This window comes from Pseudomonas sp. NPDC087814 (genome assembly GCF_044742865.1).
Taxonomy (GTDB): Bacteria; Pseudomonadota; Gammaproteobacteria; order Pseudomonadales; family Pseudomonadaceae; genus Aquipseudomonas.
Genome location: NZ_JBIUVK010000014.1, coordinates 102,246 through 126,810, shown reverse-complemented (window position 1 = coordinate 126,810; position 24,565 = coordinate 102,246). Strand labels below are relative to the sequence as shown.

Annotated in this window: 23 protein-coding genes; 14 read left to right on the top strand and 9 right to left on the bottom strand. The window is 59.1% G+C overall.

Annotated features, from left to right (window positions below; translation table 11 throughout):
• Window positions 1–61: 61 nt before the first annotated feature.
• The 5 genes from ACIOMR_RS13965 (at window position 62) to ACIOMR_RS13945 (ending at window position 5,761) form a co-directional block, all read left to right on the top strand.
• Window positions 62–1,015 (top strand): ABC transporter permease, encoded by a 954-nt coding sequence (locus ACIOMR_RS13965; protein ID WP_102369228.1) that lies wholly within the window; start codon window positions 62–64, stop codon window positions 1,013–1,015.
• Window positions 1,012–1,848, top strand: coding sequence for an ABC transporter permease (locus tag ACIOMR_RS13960; protein ID WP_134326767.1), 837 nt, complete (start codon window positions 1,012–1,014; stop codon window positions 1,846–1,848). The genes ACIOMR_RS13965 and ACIOMR_RS13960 overlap by 4 nt, the downstream gene beginning before the upstream one ends.
• A 2-nt stretch (window positions 1,849–1,850) precedes the next feature.
• On the top strand, window positions 1,851–3,488 hold the full coding sequence (locus ACIOMR_RS13955) for an ABC transporter ATP-binding protein (protein WP_177051871.1): 1,638 nt from the start codon (window positions 1,851–1,853) through the stop codon (window positions 3,486–3,488).
• An 84-nt stretch (window positions 3,489–3,572) separates the two neighbouring features.
• The gene (locus tag ACIOMR_RS13950) at window positions 3,573–4,742 is read left to right on the top strand and encodes a hypothetical protein (RefSeq protein ID WP_003218578.1); all 1,170 of its coding nucleotides are present in this window, start codon (window positions 3,573–3,575) and stop codon (window positions 4,740–4,742) included.
• Between the two features lie 143 nt (window positions 4,743–4,885).
• On the top strand, window positions 4,886–5,761 hold the full coding sequence (locus tag ACIOMR_RS13945; RefSeq protein WP_177081604.1) for a LysR substrate-binding domain-containing protein: 876 nt from the start codon (window positions 4,886–4,888) through the stop codon (window positions 5,759–5,761).
• Between the two features lie 47 nt (window positions 5,762–5,808).
• Here ACIOMR_RS13945 and ACIOMR_RS13940 read toward each other — a convergent pair whose 3' ends face one another.
• The 5 genes from ACIOMR_RS13940 to fae all read right to left on the bottom strand — a co-directional run bounded on the left by ACIOMR_RS13940 (window position 5,809) and on the right by fae (window position 11,985).
• Entirely contained in the window at window positions 5,809–7,353 is a 1,545-nt protein-coding gene (locus ACIOMR_RS13940) for a hypothetical protein (protein WP_401194687.1), read from the bottom strand.
• Window positions 7,354–7,455: 102 nt separating this feature from the next.
• Window positions 7,456–8,823, bottom strand: a complete 1,368-nt coding sequence (locus tag ACIOMR_RS13935; RefSeq protein WP_401194684.1) for an MFS transporter — start codon at window positions 8,821–8,823, stop codon at window positions 7,456–7,458.
• A gap of 174 nt (window positions 8,824–8,997) precedes the next feature.
• The gene (locus ACIOMR_RS13930; protein WP_401194681.1) at window positions 8,998–10,431 is read right to left on the bottom strand and encodes an NAD-dependent succinate-semialdehyde dehydrogenase; all 1,434 of its coding nucleotides are present in this window, start codon (window positions 10,429–10,431) and stop codon (window positions 8,998–9,000) included.
• Entirely contained in the window at window positions 10,428–11,462 is a 1,035-nt protein-coding gene (locus ACIOMR_RS13925) for an aldo/keto reductase (RefSeq protein WP_102369231.1), read from the bottom strand. Before ACIOMR_RS13925 ends, ACIOMR_RS13930 begins: the two co-directional genes overlap by 4 nt.
• A gap of 10 nt (window positions 11,463–11,472) precedes the next feature.
• Window positions 11,473–11,985: a formaldehyde-activating enzyme gene (gene fae / locus ACIOMR_RS13920; RefSeq protein ID WP_003212394.1), complete on the bottom strand. Its 513-nt coding sequence runs from the start codon at window positions 11,983–11,985 to the stop codon at window positions 11,473–11,475.
• A 333-nt stretch (window positions 11,986–12,318) separates the two neighbouring features.
• Here fae and ACIOMR_RS13915 point away from each other — a divergent pair, with 333 nt between their 5' ends.
• The 3 genes from ACIOMR_RS13915 (at window position 12,319) to ACIOMR_RS13905 (ending at window position 15,141) form a co-directional block, all read left to right on the top strand.
• On the top strand, window positions 12,319–13,569 hold the full coding sequence (locus ACIOMR_RS13915) for a ribonucleotide-diphosphate reductase subunit beta (protein WP_401194677.1): 1,251 nt from the start codon (window positions 12,319–12,321) through the stop codon (window positions 13,567–13,569).
• A gap of 145 nt (window positions 13,570–13,714) precedes the next feature.
• Window positions 13,715–14,428: an HNH endonuclease gene (locus tag ACIOMR_RS13910; RefSeq protein ID WP_177027675.1), complete on the top strand. Its 714-nt coding sequence runs from the start codon at window positions 13,715–13,717 to the stop codon at window positions 14,426–14,428.
• Between the two features lie 71 nt (window positions 14,429–14,499).
• Complete coding sequence (locus ACIOMR_RS13905) at window positions 14,500–15,141, top strand: HAD-IB family hydrolase (protein WP_087693117.1); 642 nt, start codon at window positions 14,500–14,502, stop codon at window positions 15,139–15,141.
• A gap of 41 nt (window positions 15,142–15,182) precedes the next feature.
• Here ACIOMR_RS13905 and ACIOMR_RS13900 read toward each other — a convergent pair whose 3' ends face one another.
• The 3 genes from ACIOMR_RS13900 to ACIOMR_RS13890 all read right to left on the bottom strand — a co-directional run bounded on the left by ACIOMR_RS13900 (window position 15,183) and on the right by ACIOMR_RS13890 (window position 17,063).
• On the bottom strand, window positions 15,183–15,587 hold the full coding sequence (locus ACIOMR_RS13900; RefSeq protein WP_008432929.1) for a type II toxin-antitoxin system VapC family toxin: 405 nt from the start codon (window positions 15,585–15,587) through the stop codon (window positions 15,183–15,185).
• Window positions 15,580–15,819, bottom strand: a complete 240-nt coding sequence (gene vapB, locus ACIOMR_RS13895) for a type II toxin-antitoxin system VapB family antitoxin (protein ID WP_008432930.1) — start codon at window positions 15,817–15,819, stop codon at window positions 15,580–15,582. The genes ACIOMR_RS13900 and vapB overlap by 8 nt, the downstream gene beginning before the upstream one ends.
• 284 nt (window positions 15,820–16,103) lie before the next feature.
• On the bottom strand, window positions 16,104–17,063 hold the full coding sequence (locus ACIOMR_RS13890) for a LysR family transcriptional regulator (RefSeq protein ID WP_214499529.1): 960 nt from the start codon (window positions 17,061–17,063) through the stop codon (window positions 16,104–16,106).
• Window positions 17,064–17,325: 262 nt separating this feature from the next.
• Between ACIOMR_RS13890 and argH the strand changes: the two genes are divergently transcribed.
• The 6 genes from argH to ACIOMR_RS13860 all read left to right on the top strand — a co-directional run bounded on the left by argH (window position 17,326) and on the right by ACIOMR_RS13860 (window position 23,868).
• Window positions 17,326–18,753, top strand: coding sequence for an argininosuccinate lyase (argH, locus tag ACIOMR_RS13885; protein ID WP_401194671.1), 1,428 nt, complete (start codon window positions 17,326–17,328; stop codon window positions 18,751–18,753).
• Between the two features lie 269 nt (window positions 18,754–19,022).
• Complete coding sequence (locus ACIOMR_RS13880) at window positions 19,023–19,901, top strand: amino acid ABC transporter permease (RefSeq protein WP_003211504.1); 879 nt, start codon at window positions 19,023–19,025, stop codon at window positions 19,899–19,901.
• Between the two features lie 23 nt (window positions 19,902–19,924).
• On the top strand, window positions 19,925–20,689 hold the full coding sequence (locus ACIOMR_RS13875) for an amino acid ABC transporter ATP-binding protein (RefSeq protein WP_003211502.1): 765 nt from the start codon (window positions 19,925–19,927) through the stop codon (window positions 20,687–20,689).
• A gap of 25 nt (window positions 20,690–20,714) precedes the next feature.
• Complete coding sequence (locus tag ACIOMR_RS13870) at window positions 20,715–21,536, top strand: ABC transporter substrate-binding protein (RefSeq protein WP_102605193.1); 822 nt, start codon at window positions 20,715–20,717, stop codon at window positions 21,534–21,536.
• A 147-nt stretch (window positions 21,537–21,683) separates the two neighbouring features.
• Window positions 21,684–22,853: an MFS transporter gene (locus ACIOMR_RS13865; RefSeq protein ID WP_003211499.1), complete on the top strand. Its 1,170-nt coding sequence runs from the start codon at window positions 21,684–21,686 to the stop codon at window positions 22,851–22,853.
• Window positions 22,854–22,917: 64 nt separating this feature from the next.
• Window positions 22,918–23,868: a hypothetical protein gene (locus tag ACIOMR_RS13860; RefSeq protein ID WP_401194666.1), complete on the top strand. Its 951-nt coding sequence runs from the start codon at window positions 22,918–22,920 to the stop codon at window positions 23,866–23,868.
• 12 nt (window positions 23,869–23,880) lie between these two features.
• On the opposite strand, the gene ACIOMR_RS13855 is transcribed toward ACIOMR_RS13860, so the two are convergent.
• Window positions 23,881–24,537 (bottom strand): DUF6933 domain-containing protein, encoded by a 657-nt coding sequence (locus ACIOMR_RS13855; RefSeq protein ID WP_102369730.1) that lies wholly within the window; start codon window positions 24,535–24,537, stop codon window positions 23,881–23,883.
• Window positions 24,538–24,565: the final 28 nt, after the last annotated feature.

The window sequence follows — 24,565 nt, the reverse complement described above, 5'->3', positions numbered from 1 at the left end:
CACGCCCTCCTCCCTGCCCGCACACGGGCAGGCATCCCTTGAACAGTCGGAGCATGCACCCATGGCTCATTTTCTGATGCGCAAGTTATTGGCGCTGGTGGCGACCCTGCTGTCGGTGTCATTGATCGTGTTCCTGGCCCTGGAACTGAATATCGAAGACGTGGCGATCAACGTCCTCGGCCCCTACTCCGCCGCCGACCAGCGCGCCGCGTGGCTGGTGGAACATGGCTATAACCAACCCTTTGTGTGGCGCTACCTGGTGTGGCTCAAGGACTTTGTCAGCGGCGACTGGGGCACCTCGGTGTACTTTCGCGAATCAGTGATCAAGCTGCTGCTGCCGAACCTTGCGCAAACCCTGACCCTGGCCGGCCTGGCCTTGCTGGTGATGGTGCCGGTGGCGTTGACCCTCGGCGTTCTGGCCGGGATTCGCCAGGGCTCGGCGCTGGACCGCCTGGTGTCGTTCCTGTCGATCGTCACCACCTCGATTCCCGACTTCGCCAGCGCGGTGTTCGTCTCCGCGATCTTTGTGTTCTGGCTTAACTGGCTGCCCGGTGTGAGCAGCATGAGCGAAGGCTTCAGCGTCGTGCAATTGGTGCTGCCACTGATGGTGCTGTGCCTGTTCGGCATCGGTTACCTGGCGCGCATCACCCGGGCCTCGATGGTGGAAGTGATGCAGGCGCCGTACATCCGCACGGCGCGACTCAAGGGCGCATCGACCTCACGCATTGTGCTGCGGCATGCCCTGCGCAATGTGCTGATCGCGCCGGTCACGGTGATCATGCTGTACATCCCGTGGCTGCTGTCGAACGTGATCGTGGTAGAGGTGTTCTTCGCCTACAAGGGCTTCGGCTCGCTGCTGTACACCGCCTCGCTGAACCATGACGTGTACCTGATCGAAGCCTGCGCGATGGTCAGTGCCGTGGTGGTGGGCATCACCAAGATTTTCTCGGACCTGGCCTACACCTGGCTCAACCCGCGCATCACCCTGCGCAGCCTCGGCGGAGGTGCCCAATGAACCTGCTGCACTCGTTCAAACATCCCTTGGCATTGCTCGGCCTGCTGCTGGTGGGCGGCTGGGTGCTGATCGCGCTGTTCGCACCGTGGATCGCGCCCCATGATCCGCTGGAAAGCTTCACGCCCTTGCTCACGCCAATGACCGTCGGCGACAACGGCCAGAGCTTCCTGCTGGGCACCGATATGATTGGCCGCGACATTCTCTCGCGGCTGATCTGGGGCACCCGTACCGTGCTGTTCTGGTCGATCCTCGCCACGCTCACCGCGTTTGCCGTGGGCATCGCCATGGGCCTGTGCGCCGGCTACTTCAACGGCTGGGTCGACAGCGTGCTGTCGTATGTGGCCGACACGGTGCTGTCGTTCCCGGTGCTGGTGCTGTACATCGTGATCATCATCGCCCTCGGCGCTTCGGCGCTGAATATCCTGATTGCGGTGACCTTCACCAGCGCACCGGCGATCTTCCGGATCATGCGCGCCCTGACCATCGATATTCGCTCGCGAGACTACGTGCTCAGCGCCATCACCCAGGGCGAGGGCTCGCTGCGGATCATGCTGGTGGAAATCCTGCCCAACTGCGGCGGGCCGCTGATTGTCGATTTCTGCCTGCGCATCGGCTACACCGCGATCATGATCGGCGCCCTCGGCTTCCTGGGCCTCGGGCTGCCGCCGCCCACACCGGACTGGGGCGGCATGATCAATGACGGCCGCGCCATGGCCATCGCCTTCCCGCACCTGGTGATCTTCCCGTGCATCGCCATCTCCACCCTGATGCTGGGCCTGAGCCTGTTGGCGGACGGCCTGGATGAACACGCCCAGAAAGGCGCAAGGAGTTGAGCATGAACCACACGCAAGTACTGCGGGTGCAGAACCTGTCCATCGAATTGCCCGCCGGCGCCGACCGCAGCCACGCGGTGCAAGGCATCAGCCTGGAGGTGCGCAAGGGCGAAATCCTCTGCGTGATCGGCGAGTCCGGCTCCGGCAAGTCCGTGCTGTCGGCGGCGATCATGGGCGACTATGCCAAGGGTTTGCGGCATACCGAAGGCGTGATCGACTTCCTCGGCGATGACATTTGCACCCTCGACGAGGAGCGTTTGCGCCAGCTGCGGGGCAACCGTATCGCGATGATTTTCCAGGAGCCCATGGCGGCGCTGAACCCGGCGATTCGCATTGGCAAGCAAGTGGAAGAGATCTTCGATATTCACGCACCGCAGATGCCGGCGGCGGAGCGTCGCGAGCGCATGTTGGCGCTGCTGGAATCCACCCAACTACCGGACCCGCCACGCATCGCCAACAGCTTTGCGCACCAATTGTCTGGCGGCCAGTGCCAGCGAGTGGTGATTGCCATGGCGCTGGCGATGAACCCGGACCTGCTGATCGCCGACGAGCCCACCACGGCGCTGGACGTGACCACCCAGGCGCAAGTGCTGAAGCTGGTGCGCGAGCTGCGCGGCCGCGGGCAACACGGCATTCTGTTTATCACCCATGACTTCGGCGTGGTGGCGCAGATTGCCGACCGTATCGCGGTGATGGAAGGCGGCCGGCTGGTGGAAATCGGCGAGCGCGACCAGGTGCTGAATGCCCCGGCCCACGCCTACACCCGCAAGCTGATTGCGGCCGTGCCGGCGCTGCACCCGGAGCTGCACAAGCCGAGCGCCGACGGCGAGCTGGCATTGCGCATCGAGCACCTGACCAAGACCTACACCGTCGGCGGCAGCTCGGTGGCGGCCTTGCGCAATGTCTCGCTGCAACTGCCACGGGGCAAGACCCTGGCGATTGTCGGCGAGTCCGGTTCGGGCAAAAGCACGTTGGTGAAAGCCGCGATCCGCCTGGTGGACAGCGACAGCGGCCACGTATGGGTCGGTGACACCGACTTCCTGGCCCTGCGCGGCTCGGCGCTGGCGGCGAATCGTCGGCGCATCCAGATGATTTTCCAGGACCCGTATGGCTCGCTCAATCCTCGGCACCGGGTGGGCGACATCATCGCCCGCGCCGCGCAATTGCGCGGGTTGTCGGCCAAGGATGCGTGGGCTGAAGCCGGTGATTTGCTGGAACAGGTGGGCCTCAAGCGCGACGCCCTCAAGCGCAAGCCCCGGCAGTTCTCCGGCGGCCAGCGCCAGCGCATCGGCATCGCCCGCGCCCTGGCGATGCGCCCGGAAGTGTTGATCGCCGATGAGAGCGTGTCAGCCCTGGATGTCTCGGTGCAGAAACAGGTGCTGGAACTGCTGGCCGAACTGCAGCAGCGCCTGAACCTGAGCATCCTGTTCATCACCCACGACCTGCGGGTGGCGGCGCAGATCAGCGACTACATCGCGGTGATGCGCCAGGGCGAAGTCGTGGAATACGGCACTGCCGAGCAAGTGTTGCTGCGACCTCAGAACACTTACACCCAGACCTTGCTGGCCGCCGCCCCCGGCGCCTCGGAGCTGCCCACGGCAGGCCCGCCGTTGCGGCTGATTCGCCCGCAAGCGCACTGAGTCAACCCTTTACCCCGCGTCGCAGCGTTCGTTGCGGCAAGGGGCTGCTGTTGCAAAAAAATAACCAATAACGAGAGCAAAACCATGCGACCAACCTTCCGTTACATCGCTCTGGTCCCTGTGCTTGGCGCCCTTGCGGCACCGGCCATGGCCATTCAAGTCACCGACAACCTCGACCTCGGCGGCGCCGTGCGCGCCCGTTGGGACTACGACCCGGATCGCGACATCCAGAAGTTCGGCCTCGACACCGCGTACCTCAGCGCCAAGTACAACTCCGACACTTGGATCGGCGAGGCGCAGTACCGCTTCTACGGGCGCTCCTACCCGTACCAGTACACCAAGAACTACGGCGATATCCAGTTCGCCAAGTTCGCCTGGGTGGGCTACAAGTTCAACCCCGACCAGCAGGTGCAAGTGGGTTTGAACACCGTGCCGTTTGGCTTGCAGCCGTACTTCGGCAGCACCTTCTACGAAACCCTGGGCAACGTGATCGGCCTGGAAGATGTGCAGCAGGTCGGCGCCAAGTACATCCAGCAAAGCGGTGACTGGAACATCCAGGCCGGTTACTACCTGCGCCCGGCGTGGCAAGGCAAAGGCACGAGCAAGGGCGTGACCTACTCCAGCGTGATCTCCGAGGCCGACAGCTACGTGGGCGACGGCAGCAACAACCAGGAACGCAACACCGTGGTGGTGCGGGTAGCCAAGGCCATGGACCTGGGCGGGTGGAAATCGGAAGTCGGGCTGTCCGGCCTGACCTCCACCCTGGAGAACAAGGACACCAATGACGATGGCCGACGCAACGCGGTGGCGATCCACTACCTGGGCAAGAACGGCCCGTGGGGCGTGCAATTGCAGGCGGCACGCCAGCAGATGTCGCCGCGCAACCCGGGCACCGACAGCGTGGTGACCCTGGGCGGGTATGACGGCACGTTCAACGTGGCCAGCCGCGGCAATCTGTATGTGGCGGATTTGAGCTACGACGTGGGTGGCAAGTACCTGTTTGACCAGGTCAGCGGTGTGAAGCTGTATGCCAACTACAGCGCGTTTGACAAGTCCGAGGATCAGTTCAAGACCTCGCAGCGGGTGATCCTGGGCACGTCGTTTTCGGTGAGTAAACTGTGGGTGGCCACGGAGTGGTTGATCGGCAAGAACGATCCGTATATTGGTGGGAGCAGCTATACCGAGAGCTTGGGAGCTGGGGGGAGTAACCAGTGGGAGAATCAGTTGTATATGAACATTGGCTACTACTTCTAAAATAGGCGGCGTCTTCACTGACGCCTTCGCGAGCAAGCCCGCTCCCACATTTTGACCGCGGCGCCGATCAAATGTGGGAGCGGGCTTGCTCGCGAAGAGGCCGCCAAAAACACCATAAAAACAACAGGTGTGGAATCCATTTCATGCGCCAACTGCCCTCCCTCAACATGCTCCGTGTCTTCGAAGAAGTCGCCCGCCACCGCAGCTTCAGCCAGGCCGCCGTGGGCCTCAACGTCACCCAGGGCGCCGTCAGCCGCCAGATCAAACAACTGGAAGACTACCTCGGCGTCGCCCTCTTCATCCGCACCCCCCAGGGCCTGTCCCTGACCGAAGCCGGCTTCGCCCTCTCCCCGCACCTGAGCGACGCCTTCGACCATATCGAGCGCGCCCTGCACGCCGTGCGCGTGCCCAACCTGCGCCAGCGCCTGCGCATCGTCGCGCCACCCACCTGGGCCACCCGCTGGCTGTCCGCCCACCTGCGCAGGTTTTGCGAGCGTTACCCGGACATCAACCTCAGCGTCACCCACCAGAACACCCATGCGAGCCTGGCGGAAATCGACTGCCAGGTCCGCTTCGGCCTGGAAGCGGCCACGCAGTGCAACAGTGAACTGCTGGTGATGGAACGCCACATCGCCGTCGCCAGCCCGGAACTGTTCAGCGACGGTCAGCCACCCGACCTGCGGCGCTTTCCGCTGCTGCACATCCTGCACGACGGCAAGCGTTTGCAGGTCTGGGAGAACTGGCTGGCGGCCATGGGCCGGGAAGATATCGATGCAGGCCAGGGCCTGGAATTCAGCACCCTGGACCAGGTGATCCACACCGCCCTGGCCGGCGGTGGGCTGGCGGTGATCGACCGGCAGATGATCGAGCGCGAACTGGCGAATGGCAGCCTGCTGCCGATCACCCCGGTGGAGGTAATCGGCCCGTATGGCTATTGGCTGGATGTGGCAAGTGACAAGCAGGGTTTATCCAAGGTTCGGTTGTTTACGCAGTGGTTGAACCGGGTGAGCAATCCCTGAACGCACAGTGGAAACCAGAGCCCTCTACTTGATGACTGCATCAATGATCATATGTCTTCTGGAAGCGTCAATTGAAGGTACTCAAACTTCAATCCGAACTCAGCATTCATCCTTTGAAGGAACTGCGCGGTGACAGAGTCAATCGGCGGTTCAGCGACAATGAACAGTTTTTCCGGCTCAAGCCCCGTCGGTCGGTAGGCATACTCAAGCAACTGTCCAACAGCCTCTCTCACCGCGCCAGCAGCCGTTAAAGACACTTTTACTTCATACAAAAAACAACTCGCATTGCTGAAACGAACGACCGCATCCGCATAACCGCCAGAGCCTGTCGGATGCTCGGTGCCGACAAGATCCTTACCGTATTGTTCGCACAACAAACTGTACAAGTACGTTTGTAATTTGTTGTGTCTTAGCAATATTCGACGCTGAGCCGCCGGAAGCTGCGCAGTCGCTGCAAGAGGTCGCTCTTTGTGCCCAGCTCGGAATGGAACTACACGATCTTCGTCCCGAAGATGCTCGAACACAAACCAGGGGAACATATTGCGTTCAAGGCTCTCGTCGTCAAAAAACTCAATTTGGCTCAGGTGCTGAGCTACTGCCACGGCTTTCTCAGCCCAATTCCCCTCAGGAGAAGAAAATCCGGTTTTAGCCCGCAACCATTCGATTACCCGCTCTTGTTTATCATCTACAACAAGCGTGTGATAAATCAGCGGATGGATCGCTGCAAACGCACGACCTATTAACAACCTCGGCAACTTAATTATCAGCCCCTCATCTCGCCACTCCTCTAGTCGAAGCAGGACCTGTTGATATTTTTCAGGGCTGGCGTCTGCCGCAATCTCACGAGTCAGAGCCTCAAACTTCGGGCGTAGAGAATCAATAGCTTCTTGACCTAGCAGCCCCTGTCCCGCGTTGCTTACACCGTTATCTTTATCACTCCAAATAAGATCAACGATCTCCGCTAATCGGTCACCTCCAATCGCTTCTCGTACTAAAGCTATGGTCTCTGTGTAATGAGGTTTCCAGGACATCTGAAAGCGATTTTCAGGATCTTTAAACCGTTGAATGAATAGCAACGCCTCTGGATCAAGAGCGGGGGGAGGAACATGAGACGCACCAATATCAGCCGTCTCCAACGAGATTAAGGCTTGAGGTTTAAAACCTGTGAGGCGAGCACGAGCAGCAAGGACCGCTTGCGCAGAGAACTCTTCCGGGTACTTATCAATAATTGACTCAAAACTGGCTGATCCCAGCCCCGCCTGCGTTAACACTGCGTATCCCTGCGAAGGACGTGGGCTCAGTACCATCCTTTCCGCTGCTAGTAATGGCCCGTGCACACGAAACATATTGCGTGTGCGCTTGGCCAGGTATTTTTTTTGGCCCTTTGCCCTTGCTTGCTCTGCCTCATAAACATATAACGCTCGCGCAATCGCAACCTGCGCTGCTGTCACAAATCCGTCTTCTTGCGCCTGGAGATCCATCGCACGATCAAGTGCCTTGGCTTCAGCGGCGACGTTCCCGAGAGTCTTCGCATTCTGGGCGAAAGTTCTCGCTTCTTTTGCTGTTTTGATTCGAGCGATGATTTCGTCCATAAAATGACTCCGTTCGCTGGCAGGCCGATGAAATTTCGCCTGTACGGTACGCGGTTCATGCGACCTGTCATAGACAGATCATCACGATTCCCCACAGGTCCCTCAGGTAGGCAATACGATCTTCACTGAACTCACGGGTAAATTGCCTTCCACAGGACTCTGCACCTTGCACGCCTGGCTCAAGGTCAACGCCTTGGTTTCCGGCGCCCAGGCCCAGGAGATGATCGCCCCCAGCACCAGGATAGCGGCGAGGATGCCCATGGTCGGGCTCAGGCCGATCCCCGCTACGCTCACCGGCAACAGGAAGGTACTCACCGCCGAACCCAGGCGGCTGACGGCTGTGGCAAGGCCGATGCCGCTGGCCCGCACTTCGGTCGGGAAGCTCTCCGCCGGGAATACGCCCACCAGGTTGCTCACCGCCGACAGCACCAGGGTGAACACGCCGAACGTCAGCACCATCAACCACGCCATGCTGCCCGGCAATACCGCCAGCAGGAACAGCGCCGCCGCCAGGATGATGAACGAGTTGATCAGGAAGCCCCGCCGGGAGAATTTCACGGTGCACCAGATGCCGATCAAGGCGCCGATGATCAGCAGCAGGTTGAGCATCAGCTCGGTGCCAAAACCTTCGGCCAGGCCCATCTTCTGCAGGATCGACGGCAGGAAGGTGTAGATGGCGAAGTACGGCATCACGATGCACACGAAGAACAGGCAGTTGAACGCGGTGCGCTTGCGGTATTCACGGCTGAACAGCACGCCGTAGCCGGAACGGGTTTGCGTCGACGGTTCTTCATCGAGGACCACGTGTTCGCCGAGGTGTTTCTTGACGATGGCTCGGGCCTCGGCAATCCGGCCCTGGTTGATCAGCCAGCGCGGCGATTCGGGCGTGCCGATGCGCGCGATCAGGATCAGCCCGGCAGGAATTGCCGACGATGCGAGCATCCAGCGCCAGGCATCATCGCCGAGGCTGAGCATGGCGGTGCCGACGAAAGTCGCGGCCACGTAACCAACCGTCCACACGACGCTGAAGGAGCCCAGCAATACCCCGCGATGTTTCCTGGGCGAGAACTCGGCGAGCATTGCGTGGCCGACGCTGAAGTCGCCGCCCAGGCCGATACCGATCAACACCCGGCAGAGGAACAGGCCCATGGCGGTTTCGGCGTAGAACTGCATCACCGAGGCAACGGTGATCAGGACGAAGCTGACCAGGAAGATTTTCTGCCGGCCGAGGGTGTCGGAGATCCAGCCAAAGAACAGGCTGCCCATAAACAGGCCGATCAGGGCCGAGGCGCCGATCAGGCCTTGCCAGAAGGCGTCCAGTTGCATCTGTGGGCTGAGCAAGGTGAAGGCAATGCCGATCAGGCCGAGGATGTAGCCGTCGGTGAAGTGGGCGCCGAAGGTCAGGCCGGCGATTTTAAGGTGGAAGCGACCGATGGGCAGGTCGTCGATTTTGATGGGTTGAGTGGACATGGTGTTCTCCATATTTTTGTTTTTGACGGAGTAACAGCGGGCAAGCCCATTTCCCTGTGGGAGCGGGCTTGCTCGCGAAGGCGGTGTGTCAGTCAATGCATGTGGTGGCAGGCCCACCGCTTTCGCGAGCAAGCCAGCTCCCACATTGGATCGGGGTTGTTTGGGTAAATGGGGTCAGAGACCGCCCATCAACAGGTATTTGATCTCCAGGTAATCCTCCAGGCCGTACCTGGAACCTTCACGGCCCAGGCCCGACTCCTTGATCCCGCCAAACGGTGCGACTTCGGTGGAGATGATCCCTTCGTTGATCCCGACCATGCCCGCTTCCAGGCCTTCGGCCATGCGCCATACGCGGCCGATGTCGCGGCTGTAGAAGTAGGCGGACAAGCCAAACGGCGTGTCATTCGCCCGTTGCAGCACTTCGGCTTCGTCCTTGAAGCGGAAGCAGGCCGCCACCGGGCCGAAGGTTTCTTCCTGGGCAATCAGCATCTCGCCGTGGGCTTCGGTGAGGATGGTCGGTTCGAAGAACGTCCCGCCCAAGGCATGGCGACGGCCGCCGCACAGCAGCTTGGCGCCTTTCTCCAGGGCGTCGCCGACGTGGGCTTCAACCTTGGCCAACGCGGCCGCATTGATCAGCGGGCCTTGTTCGGTTTCGCCCTCGAGGGCGCTGCCGACGCGCATCGCAGAGACCGCTTCGGCCAGCTTGCGGGTGAACGCATCGTACACAGCGTCCTGGATAAAGAAGCGGTTGACGCAGACGCAGGTCTGCCCGGTATTGCGAAACTTGGAAGCCATGGCGCCTTTGACGGCAGCGTCCAGGTCGGCATCGTCGAACACGATAAAGGGCGCGTTGCCGCCCAGTTCCAGGGAGACCTTTTTCAGGGTGTCGGCGGCCTGGCGCATCAGCAGCTTGCCGGTGCGGGTGGAGCCGGTGAAGGACAGCTTGCGCACAATGCTGGAGGCTTGCAGTGCGCCACCGATGGCCACGGCATCGCCGGACACGATGTTGAACACGCCCGCCGGAATCCCGGCCTGTTCTGCCAACACCGCCAGGGCGAAAGCCGACAGCGGGGTTTCTTCCGACGGTTTGAGAATCATCGTGCAACCCGCCGCCAGCGCCGGGCCAACCTTGCGGGTGACCATGGCCAGGGGAAAGTTCCACGGGGTGATCGCCGCGACCACGCCAATGGCTTCCTTGGTCACGATGATGCGGGCGTCGGCCTTGTGGCTCGGGATCACGTCGCCATAGGCACGCTTGGCTTCTTCGGCAAACCATTCGAGGAAGCTCGCGGCGTAGACCACTTCGCCCATGGCTTCGGCCAGCGGCTTGCCCTGTTCCAGGCTCAGCAGGTGGGCCAGGTCCTTCTGGTTGCTCAGCATCAACTCGCTCCAGCGCTTGAGGCGCTGGCTGCGTTCCTTGGCGGTGAGCTTGCGCCAGGCTGGCAACGCGCGGTTGGCGGCGGCAATGGCCAGGTCGGTTTCTTCAGCCCCGGCGCGTTGTACTTCGGCGATCTGCGCACCATTGGCCGGGTTGCGCACCGGGTAGACCGGCCCACCGCTGGACCATTGGCCATCAATGAAATTGCCTGTGCGAATCAGCGGGTTCATGCCACGGCCTCTATCAGGTTAAAACGGTCCAGGCCCGGACGGGCGCTGCGCAGGATGCGTTTGCCGGCGGTGTAGTCGTTGATCACATCGCACGGCGTGTAGTTGCGTTCCAGCTCGTGCAGTTCTTCGGCATCCAGTCGGGTGTCCAAAGCGGCGAGCGCGCTATCAAATTGTGCGGTGGTGTCGGCGCCCACCAGCATCACGTCCACACCCGGATGATTGGCCACCCAGGCCTGGGCAATCTGTGCGTTGGACACGCCACGGGCACGGGCCACACGTTGCACCGAGTGGGCGATGTCGAACGACGCCTGGTCGCTGTACATCTGCTGGGTGAAGAAGTCGGTCTGGTTGCGGGTCGACTGCACTTCGCCGGTGAGCAAGCCACGGGCCAGCGGGCTGAACACCGACACGCCCAGGCCCTGGTCGCGGCAGAACGGGATCATCTCGCGCTCTTCCTCGCGGTAGGCGCAGTTCAGTTGCAGCTGCATGTTGATCGGCTTGACCCAGCCATTGCGCTCGCAGGCCATGAGGATTTTTGCCAGTTGCCCGGTGAGCATGGTCGACACGCCGATGTAGCGCGCCTTGCCGGAACGCACGATGTCGTTGAGGGCGCCCATGGTTTCTTCCACCGGGGTGTTCACGTCGAAGTAATGCAGCATGAACACGTCGACGTAATCCATGCCAAGGCGGCTCAGGGACGCGTCGATGCTGTCCATGATGTGCTTGCGCGAATGGCCGCTGGCATTGATGCCGCTGCGGGTGCCGTAGCCGACCTTGGTGGTGACCACGATGTCTTCACGGCGCGCAACGCGCTTGAGGATGCGCCCGACCACTTCTTCGCCGACACCTGCGGAGTAGAAGTCCGCCAGGTCGATGAAGTTGACACCGTTGGCCAGGGCATGGGCAACGATGGGTTCGCTTTGTTTCTCGTCGAAGATCCACGGCTTCCAGTCCGGGGTGCCCATGTTCATGGTGCCCAGGCACAGGCGCGAGACTTGCAGGCCGGAGTTGCCCAAACGGATGTATTGCATGGGAATGTCCTCAGGCTTTTGGCGTGTAGAAAGGGTTGCTGATGTGGTTGACCACATCCGCCAGTTGCGCGGTGTGCGGCAAGCCTGTGAGGGCGGCGCGGATCGCGGTGCGGCAGGCGTTGTAGTTGTTGAGGTAGACCGCATCCAGGTCATCGCAGGCCGGGTTGACCCAGTTGGCGGTGACAATCGCCCACTCGTCTTCGGCTTCCGGCGGCAGGGTGCCGTCGAGCAGGGCTTCGAGCACCGCCTTGGCGATCCCGGCCTGGGACGCGCCCCAGGTGGCATTGCCGTGCAGGTCGCTGCCGATGGCGGCCTTGTTGACGTAGAGGGTCATGGGTTTGACCGGGATGTTCGGCTGGGCAATCACCATGAACGGGCAATGGCCCTGGCTTGGCGACGCCAAACTGTTGGCAAACGCCTGGCCGGCCGGACCGTTGCGCGGGCCGATGAGGATGTTGATGTGGGCAGCATTGACGCCTGGGCCTTCGAAGCCTTCGCCGATGTACAGATCAAGTGCTTTCATTTCGCAAACGCTCTTTTTTGTTATGGGGAGCTGGTTGGCGAATTTTTAGCACTGGCCCGGGTAGCGGCCGTAACCATTAAAAGTCATGGGGCTGTGAGTTTTAGTCATGGCCCTGCGACCATCGGCCTGGTCTTGTGCGTTGACCATCGTTGTTACACCCCATATAGTGTGCCCACAAACACAGACAACCACTACATAGTGTGCAAGAACGCTGAACACCGACCACACTATGCGCAGTATTTCAATGCCTTGAAGCCTGCAAAACGCACATTTTTGAACACGCTGGGTGAATCGAAGCCCACGCCGTCAGACGGACCACGAAGGAGCAATTCAATGCTGAGTTGGGATGAAGCAGATCAACCAGACACCGGTGACGTAGTCATCCGGGGCGCCAACGCCGGCCACGCCACCGAAGCCAACATGGACCGCCTCGACGGTGCCGGCGCTGCCGCCGCCATCGAAGCCCGCGCCGTCACCGCCAATGACTCCGCCGCCATCGTGCGCGCCAAGGCCGCCCTCGACAAACTCGACGTCGCCGAAGGCCTCGCCGAGCTGGAAGGTTCCGCCGCCCGCGTCGCCGTTGACGAAAAGCGCATGATCAACTGCCGCGCCGACCTCAACCAACTCGTACCTTTCAAGTACGACTGGGCCTGGCAGAAATACCTCGACGGCTGCGCCAACCACTGGATGCCGCAAGAGGTCAACATGACCGCCGACATCGCCTTGTGGAAAAACCCCGAAGACCTGACCGACGACGAACGTCGCATCGTGATGCGCAACCTCGGCTTCTTCTCCACTGCGGATTCGTTGGTCGCGAACAACTTGGTACTGGCCGTGTACCGCCTGATCACCAACCCGGAGTGCCGCCAGTACATCCTGCGCCAGGCCTTCGAAGAAGCGATCCACACCCACGCCTACCAGTACTGCATCGAATCGCTGGCCATGGATGAAGGCGAGATCTTCAACATGTACCACGAGATTCCATCGGTCGCCAAAAAGGCTGCCTGGGGCTTGAAGTACACCCGTTCGATCTCCGATCCGAAGTTCGAAACCGGTACCGTCGAGACCGACAAAGAGCTGCTGCGCAACTTGGTCGCCTACTACTGCGTCCTGGAAGGCATCTTCTTCTACTGCGGCTTCACCCAGATTTTGTCCATGGGCCGTCGGAACAAGATGACCGGCGTGGCCGAGCAGTTCCAGTACATCCTGCGGGATGAGTCGATGCACCTGAACTTCGGTATCGATGTGATCAACCAGATCAAAATCGAAAACCCGCATTTGTGGGATGCCGAGATGAAGGAAGAAGCGACCCAGATGATCCTGCAAGGGACTCAGCTGGAGATTGAATACGCGCGTGACACCATGCCACGCGGTGTACTCGGCATGAACGCCGCGATGATGGAGGACTACCTCAAGTTCATCGCGAACCGTCGTCTGTCGCAGATTGGGTTGAAGGAAGAGTATCCAGGGACGACTAACCCATTCCCGTGGATGAGCGAGATCATGGACTTGAAGAAAGAGAAGAACTTCTTTGAGACCCGTGTGATCGAGTACCAGACTGGCGGCGCGCTGAGCTGGGATTGATTCCTTAGCCAACTGAAAAGCCCTGACTTGTTCAGGGCTTTTTTGTATTTGCAGAGTGCCAAATCCTACAGTCTCGTAGGAAATTTCGTAGACGTGCTAGTGGCCACTCAGTATCGTCCGAGGACTTTCTACCCTCGGCGACTGTATGGATATTACAAAAGACAGCATCGACTGGAGCGACGAGGAATTAGCCGCGGCAGTCGAGACCTACTTGAAGATGTTGGCGTTGGAGAAGAACGGCCAACCCTTTAATAAAGCCCATGAAAACCGATTGCTACGTCAGGGACCAATCGCAGGTCGTACAGAAGGCTCCATCGAGTTTCGCATGCAGAATATCTCTGCGGTTCTGGTCCAAATGGGCCTGGATCGGATCAAGGGGTACAAACCTGCAAATAACGTGGGCTCGGGAGTAGAACAACAGATTCGCAAAGCCCTCACTGCCCTTCGTATATTTGAATCAGATGAAACAGCGCAAACTGCAGATGAACAAACCCTCGTCCGCCGAGCATCCAAGCTACTGCAGCAGCCCATCGAGAAGGTGCCGGACGGAATTGCGAAGCCACAGAAAGTGTCCATTGTCGGTACGGCTTTTGTTCGCGATCCCAAAGTACGCGCTTGGGTATTGAATGAGGCCAATGGCATTTGCGAAGGCTGCGGTTCAAACGCTCCCTTCGAAGTGGATGGCTTGCCATTTCTTGAAGTACATCACGTCAAGCACCTCGCCCAGAAGGGTTCGGATCGCATCACCAATGCTGTAGCCTTGTGCCCGAATTGCCATCAGCGTTGTCACCGATCAAGTGACCGCGGTGACTTCACCAAAGGGCTTTACTCGAAAATCGAAAGATTGAAAGAAGAGTAAACTTCTGTGGTCACAACTGATGTATTACCAAAATTACGAGATAGGACCGAGACCCGCCCGTGAACCCAGACATGCTCGAATCCGGCCCCTTGGATGCCAAAGTGCTCTCCGTCTTTGACTTCGACGGCACCCTGACCCACCACGACAGCTTCGTGCCGTTCCTGAAGTTCGCCTTTGGTAAAGGCGAGTTCGTGCGCAGGATGGTGAAGCTGGCGGTGCCTGGCGCGCAGTTTCTGTTGCGCGTGATTAGCCGTGATGAGCTCAAGGCGCAGTTGATCCGCACCTTTATGACCGGCGTGGATAAGGCGTGGGTTCAGCAGAAAGCGGAAGCGTATTGCCAGGCCTATTGGAACAAGTTGATGCGGCCAACCGGGCTGCAATCGGTGGCCGATGAGGTGAAGTCCGGGGCGGTGGTGACGCTGTGTTCGGCATCGCCAGCGTTGGTGTTGCAGCCGTTTGCGGATCGGCTTGGGATCAAGTTGATAGGCACTGAGCTTGAGGTGGTTGACGGAGTATTGACGGGCAAGCTCACCGGGAATAATTGCCGGTGTGAGAATAAGGTGCTTCGGCTTGAGGCGGTTTATGGGGATCTGGGGGAGTATCGGCTCAGGGCCTGGGGTGATACGCGCGGGGATCGGGAGTTGTTGGCGGCGGCGCAGGATGCGCATTTTCGGCATTTTCATGCGAAGAAGAAACGAATCAAGCAACGCTGAATCGCCTGGACGACCTATCTGTGTGCGCTGGATTGACTGCCTTAGGCGGCGATCCAGTTTTCCACGATCAAGCCATTCACTCGCTTGAACTCACCTTCGTTGTTAGTCACCAAGACCAATCCTGAGCTTCTGGCGTGGCCCGCGATGTGCAGGTCATTTACGCCGATTGGAGTGCCCTTCTTTTCGAGATCGGAGCGGATCGAGCCGTAGTGAAAAGCGGCCTTGTCATCGTAGTGAATGACGTCAAGCCGGGAGATGAAGTCCTCCACCGCCCGAGTATTTCTCTCAACAAACTGGCTTTTTTCGGCCCCGTGCATCAGTTCCGCAAGGGTGATCGAAGAGATCACCATACGACCTACATTCGCATTGAATTTTTCCAGTATTTCCATAGGCCGACGCTTGATGATGTAGATCACGATGTTCGTATCAAGCATGTACTTAATCATCAAAGGACTCTCGCTCTTGCTGGGTTTGGTCGGCGCGCTCCTCCATAAAATCATCAGATACCGATTCGCTTGCAAGGAAAAAGCTGTCCCAAGTGTTTTCAACCGGCGAAATAATCAGTTCGCGCCCCACGGCACGCACCTCTACAGTTTTCACCCCAGCGGGAAAACGCATATCAGCAGGGATGCGGATATTTTGTGTACGGTTATTGGTGAAGATCGTTCCAGTAGACATAAGGAACACCTCTCTAGGCATGGGAAGACAGGTAAGAATGATAGTTTGCAGGTGCTCTATTGCATAGCTCTATAGCAGCTACCCGACGAGCGTAGCCGAACAGGTAGCTGTTGGTAGCGGCGCAGGAAGCGCATTTTCATGCGAAGAAGAAGTTGGGCAAGTTGCGGCGGTGATGCGAGTGGATATGGTCTGCGGGTAGACCGAGTTGATCCCATCGCAGCCTCGCTGGGGCTCGACAGCTCCCACAGGGGCTCTCTGTAGGTTCTAAGGGTGGTGTGAATTCGTTAGATTGGCGCTTTGAGGTCCACGCCAAGTGCCGTTGCGAAGGCTTTGACCAGCGGGCTTCGTGGGGCGTTGTGGCGCAGGATGAGGTTGAACGGTGTGCTCAGGTGGATCTGCTCCGGGCATAACACGCGCAGGCGCCCTTCCCTCACCAGCGGCGCGGCGTAGTGTTCGGGGAGGAAGCCCAGGAAGCGGCCGGTGAGGATGAGGATGGCCACGGCTTCAACCTGTGAGGCCGAGGCGGACTGGCTGTCGTAGCTGACGAAGTTGGCCTTGTCGCTGTGGATCGCGTAACGATGGTTGACCACTTCATGCTGGCGCAACACATCTGCGTTGATGTCACTCGCTTCAAACAGCGGATGCCCGACGCCGCAGTACGCGTGGGACTTTTCTTCGTACAGCGGGAAATAATCGAATTCTTCCCGTCGCTGGTACACCGGGACGATGCCGACAATCAACCGCCCTTCCACCACGCCCCGTTCAACTTCGTCCAGTTGCGAGGCATGTAGACGTAATCTTATTTTTGGCGACTCTGTATGTAATCTTCCCAGCGCGTTAATCAATGGTGAATTAACGTCGGAGACGGTGTTATCAATAACGCCCACACTAAGGTCGCCGATCAGTTCATTCTGTGCCGAACTAAGCTTGTCTCTGAAACTGTCTACCGAGGCAAATAATTCAATGGACGCTTGATAGACTAATTTGCCTTCTTCGGTCAGGCCAAACCCTTCCCTCCCTCGCGTACACAGGCGCATGCCGATGCGAATTTCCAGGTCGGAAATCTGCTTGCTGATCGCCGCCAAGCCCACATTCAGCTCGTTCTGCGCCGCGCTGAAGCCGCCCGCTTCGACCACAGCCTTGAACACCCGCAGCAATTTGAAGTCCAGGCCGCTGAGTTGCAGGGGCGGTCTTGTGCCGGGTTTTGGCGGTATGTTTCCAGAATTGGAAAGTGGGGTTTCCATAATACGTGTTGACCTCAAGTGCCATATTCAACAGGCTTTGACCTACTCCATGAACATCGCCGGGCGGCAATAATGAACATACTTAACCGCCCTTGGCAACCTTGAATATAGCGGGTTGAACAGCTTTTACCGGCTGATTTAACGCCCATAAAAACCTGACACTACGATCAGGACTTTTCGTTTTGCTACTGCCCTCCGAATCCATAAGGCCAAGCCACGTCCATCGGGCTTGTCACTTCTAAAAACAAGCGTGAGGAACACCATGTCTCAGCCCACCGATCGCCTATGGGGTGCTCGTTTCAAGTCCGGCCCGTCTGCTGCTTTGGCGGCGCTGTCCCGTTGCCCCGAGCGCTATTTTCGCCTGACGCCCTACGACCTGGCCGGCTCCCGGGCCCATGCCCGTGAGTTGCAGCGCGCCGGGTTGCTGGATGAGTCGGAAACCTTGCGCACCCTGGAAGCGCTGGACCGCATCGGTGAGGACTTTGCCGCTGGCCGCCTGCACCCGACGCTGGATGACGAGGATGTGCACACCTTCATCGAGCGGGTGTTGACCGAGCGTTTGGGCGCCCTGGGCGGCAAGTTGCGCGCCGGACGTTCGCGCAATGACCAGACGGCCAACGATTTGCGCCTGTTCCTGCGAGACCACGCGCGCACCATCACCACCGAGGTGTTGGGCTTGCAGCAGGCGCTGGTGGACCAGGCCGAGCAGCATATCGAGAGTATCTGCCCGGGCTTCACCCACTTGCAGCAGGCGCAGCCGATTGTGTTCGCCCATCACTTGCTGGCCCATGCGCAATCGATGCTGCGGGATGTGCAGCGCCTGGTGGATTGGGATGCGCGTACGGCGTTGTCGCCGTTGGGTGCTGCGGCGATGGCCGGCTCGGCAATTGCGCGCCAGCCGGAGCATTCGGCCAAGGAGATGGGTTACACCGGGCCGTGCGAAAACTCTATCGACGCTGTAGCCAGTCGCGACCACGTGGCGGAGTTTCTGTTTGTGGCAGGCATGCTCGGGGTGAATATTTCGCGGCTGTCGGAGGAGTTTTGCCTGTGGTCGTCGCGGCAGTTTCGCTGGGTGCAGTTGGACGATGCCTACGCCACCGGTAGCTCGATCATGCCGCAGAAGAAGAACCCGGACATTGCCGAATTGGCGCGGGGTAAAGCGGGGCGGTTGATTGGCAACCTGACCGGGCTGATGTCCACGCTCAAGTCGTTGCCGCTGTCGTACAACCGCGATTTGAGTGAAGACAAGCACAGTGTGTTGGACAGCGTGGATACGTTGCTGCTGGTGCTGCCGGCGATCGCCGGGATGGTCGCGACGATGAAGGTGCAGGTGGAAGAGCTGCGGCGTCAGGCGCCGATGGGTTTCACATTGGCAACTGAGGTGGCGGATTGGCTGGCCACTCGTGGTGTGCCGTTCAAGGAGGCCCATGAGATTACCGGTGCCTTGGTGCAGGCCTGTGAGAAGCATGAAATTGAATTGTGGGAAGCCTCGCCGGCGTTGTTGGCAGAGGTGGATACGCGGCTGACGCCGCAAGTGCGTGAGTGCCTGACCCTGGAAGCGGCGATTGCGGCGCGCAGTGGTTGGGGTGGGACGGCACCGGAGCGGGTAAGGGAGCAGATTGGGCGGTTGAAGACTGCGTTGGCTGTGCAGCAAGAGTGGGCACAGAGTTACACCGGTTTTCGGATTTGAGACAGCTTCACTTGTAGGAGCGAGCTTGCTCGCGAAAAACTCAAGAACGCCGCTGGGTGTCAGGTTTCCAGCGTTATCGTTCACGACCATCGCGAGCAAGCTCGCTCCTACAGGGTTAAAGATCGTTCCCACGCTCTGCGTGGGAATGCCGCCTTGGACGCTCCGCGTCCTGCCGCCAATGCAGGTGGTGACGCGGAGCGTCACGGGATGCATTCCCACGCAGAGCGTGGGAACGATCATCAGCGTAGTCAGTTGTTTGGAGAGTCACCATGAAACAAACCCCGGCAGAGCGCTTGCAAGCCGAGCGCCAGCAGACCGAGAACCAGTTCGATATCACCCAGTACGAGCACGTGCCCCGTCGCTATTACGGGCGGATGTTTTTTGCCACGTTGATCGTGATCGCACTGGCTGCCTTGCTGCGTGCATTCGCCAACGGTCAGATCGAATGGTCCTACATCGGTCAGTTCCTCACGTCCGAGGCGATCATCTGGGGCCTGGTGAACACCATCATCATGTCGATCCTGGCGATGGCGCTGGGCGTGGTGATCGGGGTGATCACGGCGATCATGCGCATGTCGGCCAACCCGATCCTGCGCTACGTGGCCATCACCTACACCTGGCTGTTCCGGGGTACGCCGCTGATTCTGCAACTGCTGTTGTGGTTCAACCTGGCGCTGATTTTCCCGGTGATCGCGATTCCCGGCCTGTTCAGCATCGATACCGTGGACCTGATGACGCCGTTCGTGGCCGCCCTCCTCGGCCTGAGCATCAACCAGGGTGCCTACACCGCTGAAGTGGTGCGCGCCGGCCTGTTGTCGGTGGACACCGGCCAGTACGAAGCCGCCAAGTCGATCGGCATGCCGAGCCTTCAGGCGCTGCGTAGGGTGATTCTGCCCCAGGCGATGCGGGTGATCATTCCGCCTGTAGGCAACGAGTTCATCAGCATGGTGAAAATGACCAGCCTGGCGAGTGTGATCCAGTACTCGGAGCTGCTGCACAACGCGCAAAACATCTACTACGCCAACGCCCGGGTCATGGAGCTGCTGATTGTTGCAGGCATCTGGTACCTGGCGGTGGTGACTGTTCTTTCATTCGGTCAGAGCCGCCTCGAGCGTCGTTTTGCCCGCGGCGCCGGCAAGCGCTCGTAAGCCCTGACTGAGGAGATTTGCCCATGAGAAGCATCGTCAAGGCCGTGAACCTGAACAAGTATTACGACCAGTATCACGCGTTGCAGGACATCAACCTGGAAGTCGAACAAGGCGAAGTGCTGTGCATCATCGGCCCGTCCGGTTCCGGCAAAAGTACCCTGCTGCGCTGCGTCAATCAGCTGGAAAAAATCGACAAGGGCGGCCTGTGGGTCGATGGCGAACTGGTGGGTTACCGGGTCGTCGGCAACAAGCTGCATGAGTTGAATGAATCACAGATTGCTCGTCAGCGCCTGGCCACCGGCATGGTGTTTCAGCGCTTCAATCTGTTCCCGCACATGACCGTGTTGCAGAACATCATCGAGGGCCCGTGCCAGGTGCTCAAGCGCTCGCCCAAGGAAGCCACCGAGGACGCGCTGGAGTTGCTGGCCCGCGTCGGCCTGGCGGACAAACGCAATGCCTACCCGGTGGAGTTGTCCGGCGGCCAGCAACAACGTGTGGCAATTGCCCGTGCGTTGGCGATGCGCCCCAAGCTGATGTTGTTTGACGAACCCACGTCAGCCCTCGACCCGGAGCTGGTAGGAGAAGTGCTGTCGGTGATGCGCGATTTGGCCACCACCGGCATGACCATGATTGTGGTCACCCATGAGTTGGGCTTCGCCCGCGAAGTGTCCAACCGCATGGTGTTTATGGATGCCGGCCAGATTGTGGAAGCCGGCAGCCCGGAAGAAATTCTAATAAGCCCACAAAACCCGCGTACCCAAAGCTTTATTTCTGCCGTTCGCACTTAACTAAAAAACTAACGAGAACGCCCCCATGAAAAATCTGTTTCTTCCAAGTTTGCTCGTAGGCCTGATGGCCTCCACTTCGGTTTTGGCGGCATTGCCGGCAGCGATCAAGGACAAGGGTGAGATCAGCGCGGCCATCGTGCCGAACTACCCGCCGATGGATTTCAAGGACACCGCCACCAACAAGCTCACCGGCCTGGACTTTGACCTGGGCAACGCCCTGGCCGAGCGTTTGGGGGTGAAGATCAAGTGGCAGGAAACCGGCTTCGAACAAATGCTCAGCGGCCTGACCACCAAGCGCGTGGACATTGTGCTGTCGGGCATGACCGACACTGCCGAGCGTCAGAAGGCGGTGACCTTTATCGACTACTTCACCAGCGGCCCGCAGCTGTACACCCTGGCCAAGCGTGAAGACCTCAAGGAATTGACTGACCTGTGCGGTAAAAAAGTCGGCACCAGCCGACGTACGACCTGGCCGTCGGAAATTGCCGCATGGAGCAAGGAAAACTGCGAGAAGGCCGGTAAGCCAGCCATCGTAGTGATTGGCACTGAGGGTTCGGCGGATGCGCGGGCACAGTTGCAGCAGAACCGTCTGGATGCGGCGATGCAAGGCAGTGAAACCATTCCTTACCTGATGTCGCTGGACAAAGGTAAATACAAGCCGGTGGGCCTGGCGATTTCCAAGCAGTTCACGGGGCTTGGGATTGAGAAGAGCAATACCGAGTTGGTCACGGCCATCAGTGAGGCGTTGCAGGGCATGATTGATGACGGGACGTACGGCAAGATTCTGCAGAAGTGGGATCTGGAGCAGGGTGCGGTGGAAAAAATCAGCATCAATGCCGGCCAGTAACTCGATCTAAATGTGGGAGCGGGCTTGCTCGCGAATGCGGTGGATCAGCCAGTACAGTTGGCACTGACACACCGCATTCGCGAGCAAGCCCGCTCCCACACTGGATCTTCATCGCCTTGAAAAAAGAATAAGGACATCCGCCCCACCGTGGCCACATACTCCCTGGTAATCCGCCGCCTGATGATCTGCTCGGTGACCATCGTCGTCAGCCGCGCCATGACCAGCCCATTGCTCGCCCTGTTGCTGAGCACCCGCCTGGGCCTCAACCAGCAAGACATCGGCTTGCTGATGGGCATCGCCGTCTTCATCGCCACCCTGCTGGGCCTCTACGGTGGCTACATCATCGACCGCCTGGAAAAGCGCAAGCTGCTGATCCTGGCGATGCTTTCCAGCTCCATCGGTTTTCTGTTGCTGACCTTTGCCAGCAACCTGTACCTGACCACCCTGACCCTGGTGATCACCGAAGCCGCTTCGGCGCTGTTCCTGATCGGCTCCAAGGCGATCATCAGCGAGAACCTGCCGGTGGGCCAGCGGGCCAAGGTGTTTTCCCTGCGCTACACCCTGACCAATGTCGGCTACGCCACCGGCCCGATGCTCGGCGTGGTGATTGCCGGGCAGATGCCCCTGGCACCGTTCCTGATCGCCAGCGCGATTGCCTTTGGCAGCCTGTTCCTGATGATCGGCATCCCACCGACCCAGCGCGACGACAGCAACAAACCCTTAAGTTTTCTCAGCACCCTGAGGACGCTGCGCAGCGATCGCACCTTGATCCTGTTCACCAGCGGCAGCCTGTTGAGCACCATTGTCCACGGGCGCTACACCCTCTATCTGTCGCAATTTCTGCTGGTGGCCTACAAGCCGGAGAACGCGCTGAAAATTCTCTCTGCGGTGCTGGCGTGCAACGCCATCACGGTGATCCTGATGCAGTACCAGATCGGCCGCTTCCTCAAGCGTGAACAACTGCGCTACTGGATCGTGCTCGGCACCTCACTGTTTATTGCCGGGTTGATCGGCTTCAGCATGGCGGACGGCCTGGTGTCGTGGTGTGTCGCGATGTTTGTGTTCACCCTCGGGGAGATGATCATCTACCCGTCCGAGTTCCTGTTTATCGACACCATCGCCCCGGACGCCCTGCGCGGCAGTTATTACGGCGCACAAAACCTGGCGGCATTTGGCGGCGCCTTGAGCCCGGTAATCTGCGGCTACCTGCTGATCAATGCATCCCCCGCCTCGATGTTCTATGTACTGAGCGGGTTGACGGCAGTGGGTGGCACCTTGTGTTTCCTGAGTGGCCGGCGTGTGGTGGTCCGTGCGTAATTTCTACTGATATTTGCTCGATATCCCGCTATTAATAGCGAAATCTCTCACGGACCCGAGCCCCATGAAATTCGACACGGCCTACAGCCTGAGTCTCGACGACAAGCTGTCGATCTATGACGTGCGCGACCTGAATTTCGACGAAACCGCCGCCTTCGATTCCGACAAGGACTGTTTCCTGTGCCCCAACGACGAATGCCGGGCGGCGTTTGCGGCGGGCAATGTGTTGGGCACGTTCAATGCAAAAAACGTCAATTACCTGCGTACGCCCCACTTCAAGAACATCCCCAGCACCCGGCATATTGAAGGTTGCCGGTACGCCAGTCGCCATGCCGGAAAAGGCGAAGCTGAAGACGGGCCGGAAGAAAATTTCCCGTCGGAATTTGTCCTGACGCGGCGCCAGTACGAACGCAAAACGCCGGTCATCGGTGCTGAGGCTGGCACCCCACAAGAACCACCGAAAACGCCGGCAACCCGCAACGCCTTGTCTCACAGCTCAAGCGACACCACCCCGGACAAGACCAGCGTCTTTGCCCACCCGGTGGAATGCTACGTGTCCAATATCGGCGATAAGGAAAAGCTGAAAAGCATGCCCTTGAAGATCGGCGATCACACCGCGACCTACTGGACGTTTTTCAAGAAGATCGAATACCTGCAAGACAATAAAGGCCTGATCTACTGGGGCAAGATCAAGGAGATCAAGGACTACACCAGCAGCTTTCGCATCGACTTCGAAAAGAAAGCCTGGCTCGACAAGAAGCCCTATTCCATCAACGTTTACCTGAGCAAAAAACTGATCGAGAACTACCGCAAGCGCAAGGCGTTCCTGGAGCAGATCAAGGCCGCGGTGGACAGTGATCGGCCGTTGTATTGCTTCTTCTACGGGGTGACGCCGGAGCTGAAACAGGTGCCAAGCAAGAAAAACCCCGAGCAGACGTTCGGGGTATTCAGTGCCAATATCGAGAACCTCGATCACCTGATTATTCGCGAGGCGCCGGGGTTGGGAGAACGGTAATGCGATTCCAGGTCAGGCCCTTCGGCTGAATAAACGGTACTTTTCACGTGCAAGTGCGGCGCCCGCAGGGTCCAAGCCGCCTACCGTGACCAACCAGTGAATCAGCATTTCCTCATCCGGTAAATGAAGCCCCTTCACATCTTTCAAGCTTCGAGGCGTATGGTTGATTCGAGCGTCGTAATGCAGAGCGCTCCAAGGCATTGCAACAAGATCCACGCCTTCTGCGTCCATCTCAAAACTCCGCAATATTTCGTTGATTTGAGTCTGCGCACTCCGATCACCCCGCTGCTGTAGAGAGTACGACTCGACCAAACTGACGAATTGCTGCTCAGGCACAGACGGATCAACCAAATCCAAAACATCAGACTTCAAGGCGAGATCCAAAACACCACTCATCCACCGATTAATAAAGGTGCGCACGAAGCCATCGGCGTCGGCTTTTTTCATATCAAAAAACAGCATGCAATAGCGGGTTTTCAGATGTATCGCCAACAGCACATGTTTACGTTGCACCGTCGCGGCATGGACCAGCCACTGATGAGGGTCGGCGTACAGGTCATCGCCCTGGCGCTCTTGTGTCGGCAGTTTTTGAACCGGGGTAATTTTTTTGCCTTTGTGAACCCGGCTAAAAAAATTACCAGCCGCCTGCGTACAATTAAAACTAAGCATCAAGATATTTCCTGAATATTCTGACTGA

Coding starts and splice junctions, on each gene's coding strand:
- ACIOMR_RS13965 (WP_102369228.1), top strand. CDS start 62: ATGGCTCATTTTCTGATGCGCAAGTTATTGGCGCTGGTGGCGACCCTG.
- ACIOMR_RS13960 (WP_134326767.1), top strand. CDS start 1,012: ATGAACCTGCTGCACTCGTTCAAACATCCCTTGGCATTGCTCGGCCTG.
- ACIOMR_RS13955 (WP_177051871.1), top strand. CDS start 1,851: ATGAACCACACGCAAGTACTGCGGGTGCAGAACCTGTCCATCGAATTG.
- ACIOMR_RS13950 (WP_003218578.1), top strand. CDS start 3,573: ATGCGACCAACCTTCCGTTACATCGCTCTGGTCCCTGTGCTTGGCGCC.
- ACIOMR_RS13945 (WP_177081604.1), top strand. CDS start 4,886: ATGCGCCAACTGCCCTCCCTCAACATGCTCCGTGTCTTCGAAGAAGTC.
- ACIOMR_RS13940 (WP_401194687.1), bottom strand. CDS start 7,353: ATGGACGAAATCATCGCTCGAATCAAAACAGCAAAAGAAGCGAGAACT.
- ACIOMR_RS13935 (WP_401194684.1), bottom strand. CDS start 8,823: ATGTCCACTCAACCCATCAAAATCGACGACCTGCCCATCGGTCGCTTC.
- ACIOMR_RS13930 (WP_401194681.1), bottom strand. CDS start 10,431: ATGAACCCGCTGATTCGCACAGGCAATTTCATTGATGGCCAATGGTCC.
- ACIOMR_RS13925 (WP_102369231.1), bottom strand. CDS start 11,462: ATGCAATACATCCGTTTGGGCAACTCCGGCCTGCAAGTCTCGCGCCTG.
- fae (WP_003212394.1), bottom strand. CDS start 11,985: ATGAAAGCACTTGATCTGTACATCGGCGAAGGCTTCGAAGGCCCAGGC.
- ACIOMR_RS13915 (WP_401194677.1), top strand. CDS start 12,319: ATGCTGAGTTGGGATGAAGCAGATCAACCAGACACCGGTGACGTAGTC.
- ACIOMR_RS13910 (WP_177027675.1), top strand. CDS start 13,715: ATGGATATTACAAAAGACAGCATCGACTGGAGCGACGAGGAATTAGCC.
- ACIOMR_RS13905 (WP_087693117.1), top strand. CDS start 14,500: ATGCTCGAATCCGGCCCCTTGGATGCCAAAGTGCTCTCCGTCTTTGAC.
- ACIOMR_RS13900 (WP_008432929.1), bottom strand. CDS start 15,587: ATGATTAAGTACATGCTTGATACGAACATCGTGATCTACATCATCAAG.
- vapB (WP_008432930.1), bottom strand. CDS start 15,819: ATGTCTACTGGAACGATCTTCACCAATAACCGTACACAAAATATCCGC.
- ACIOMR_RS13890 (WP_214499529.1), bottom strand. CDS start 17,063: ATGGAAACCCCACTTTCCAATTCTGGAAACATACCGCCAAAACCCGGC.
- argH (WP_401194671.1), top strand. CDS start 17,326: ATGTCTCAGCCCACCGATCGCCTATGGGGTGCTCGTTTCAAGTCCGGC.
- ACIOMR_RS13880 (WP_003211504.1), top strand. CDS start 19,023: ATGAAACAAACCCCGGCAGAGCGCTTGCAAGCCGAGCGCCAGCAGACC.
- ACIOMR_RS13875 (WP_003211502.1), top strand. CDS start 19,925: ATGAGAAGCATCGTCAAGGCCGTGAACCTGAACAAGTATTACGACCAG.
- ACIOMR_RS13870 (WP_102605193.1), top strand. CDS start 20,715: ATGAAAAATCTGTTTCTTCCAAGTTTGCTCGTAGGCCTGATGGCCTCC.
- ACIOMR_RS13860 (WP_401194666.1), top strand. CDS start 22,918: ATGAAATTCGACACGGCCTACAGCCTGAGTCTCGACGACAAGCTGTCG.
- ACIOMR_RS13855 (WP_102369730.1), bottom strand. CDS start 24,537: ATGCTTAGTTTTAATTGTACGCAGGCGGCTGGTAATTTTTTTAGCCGG.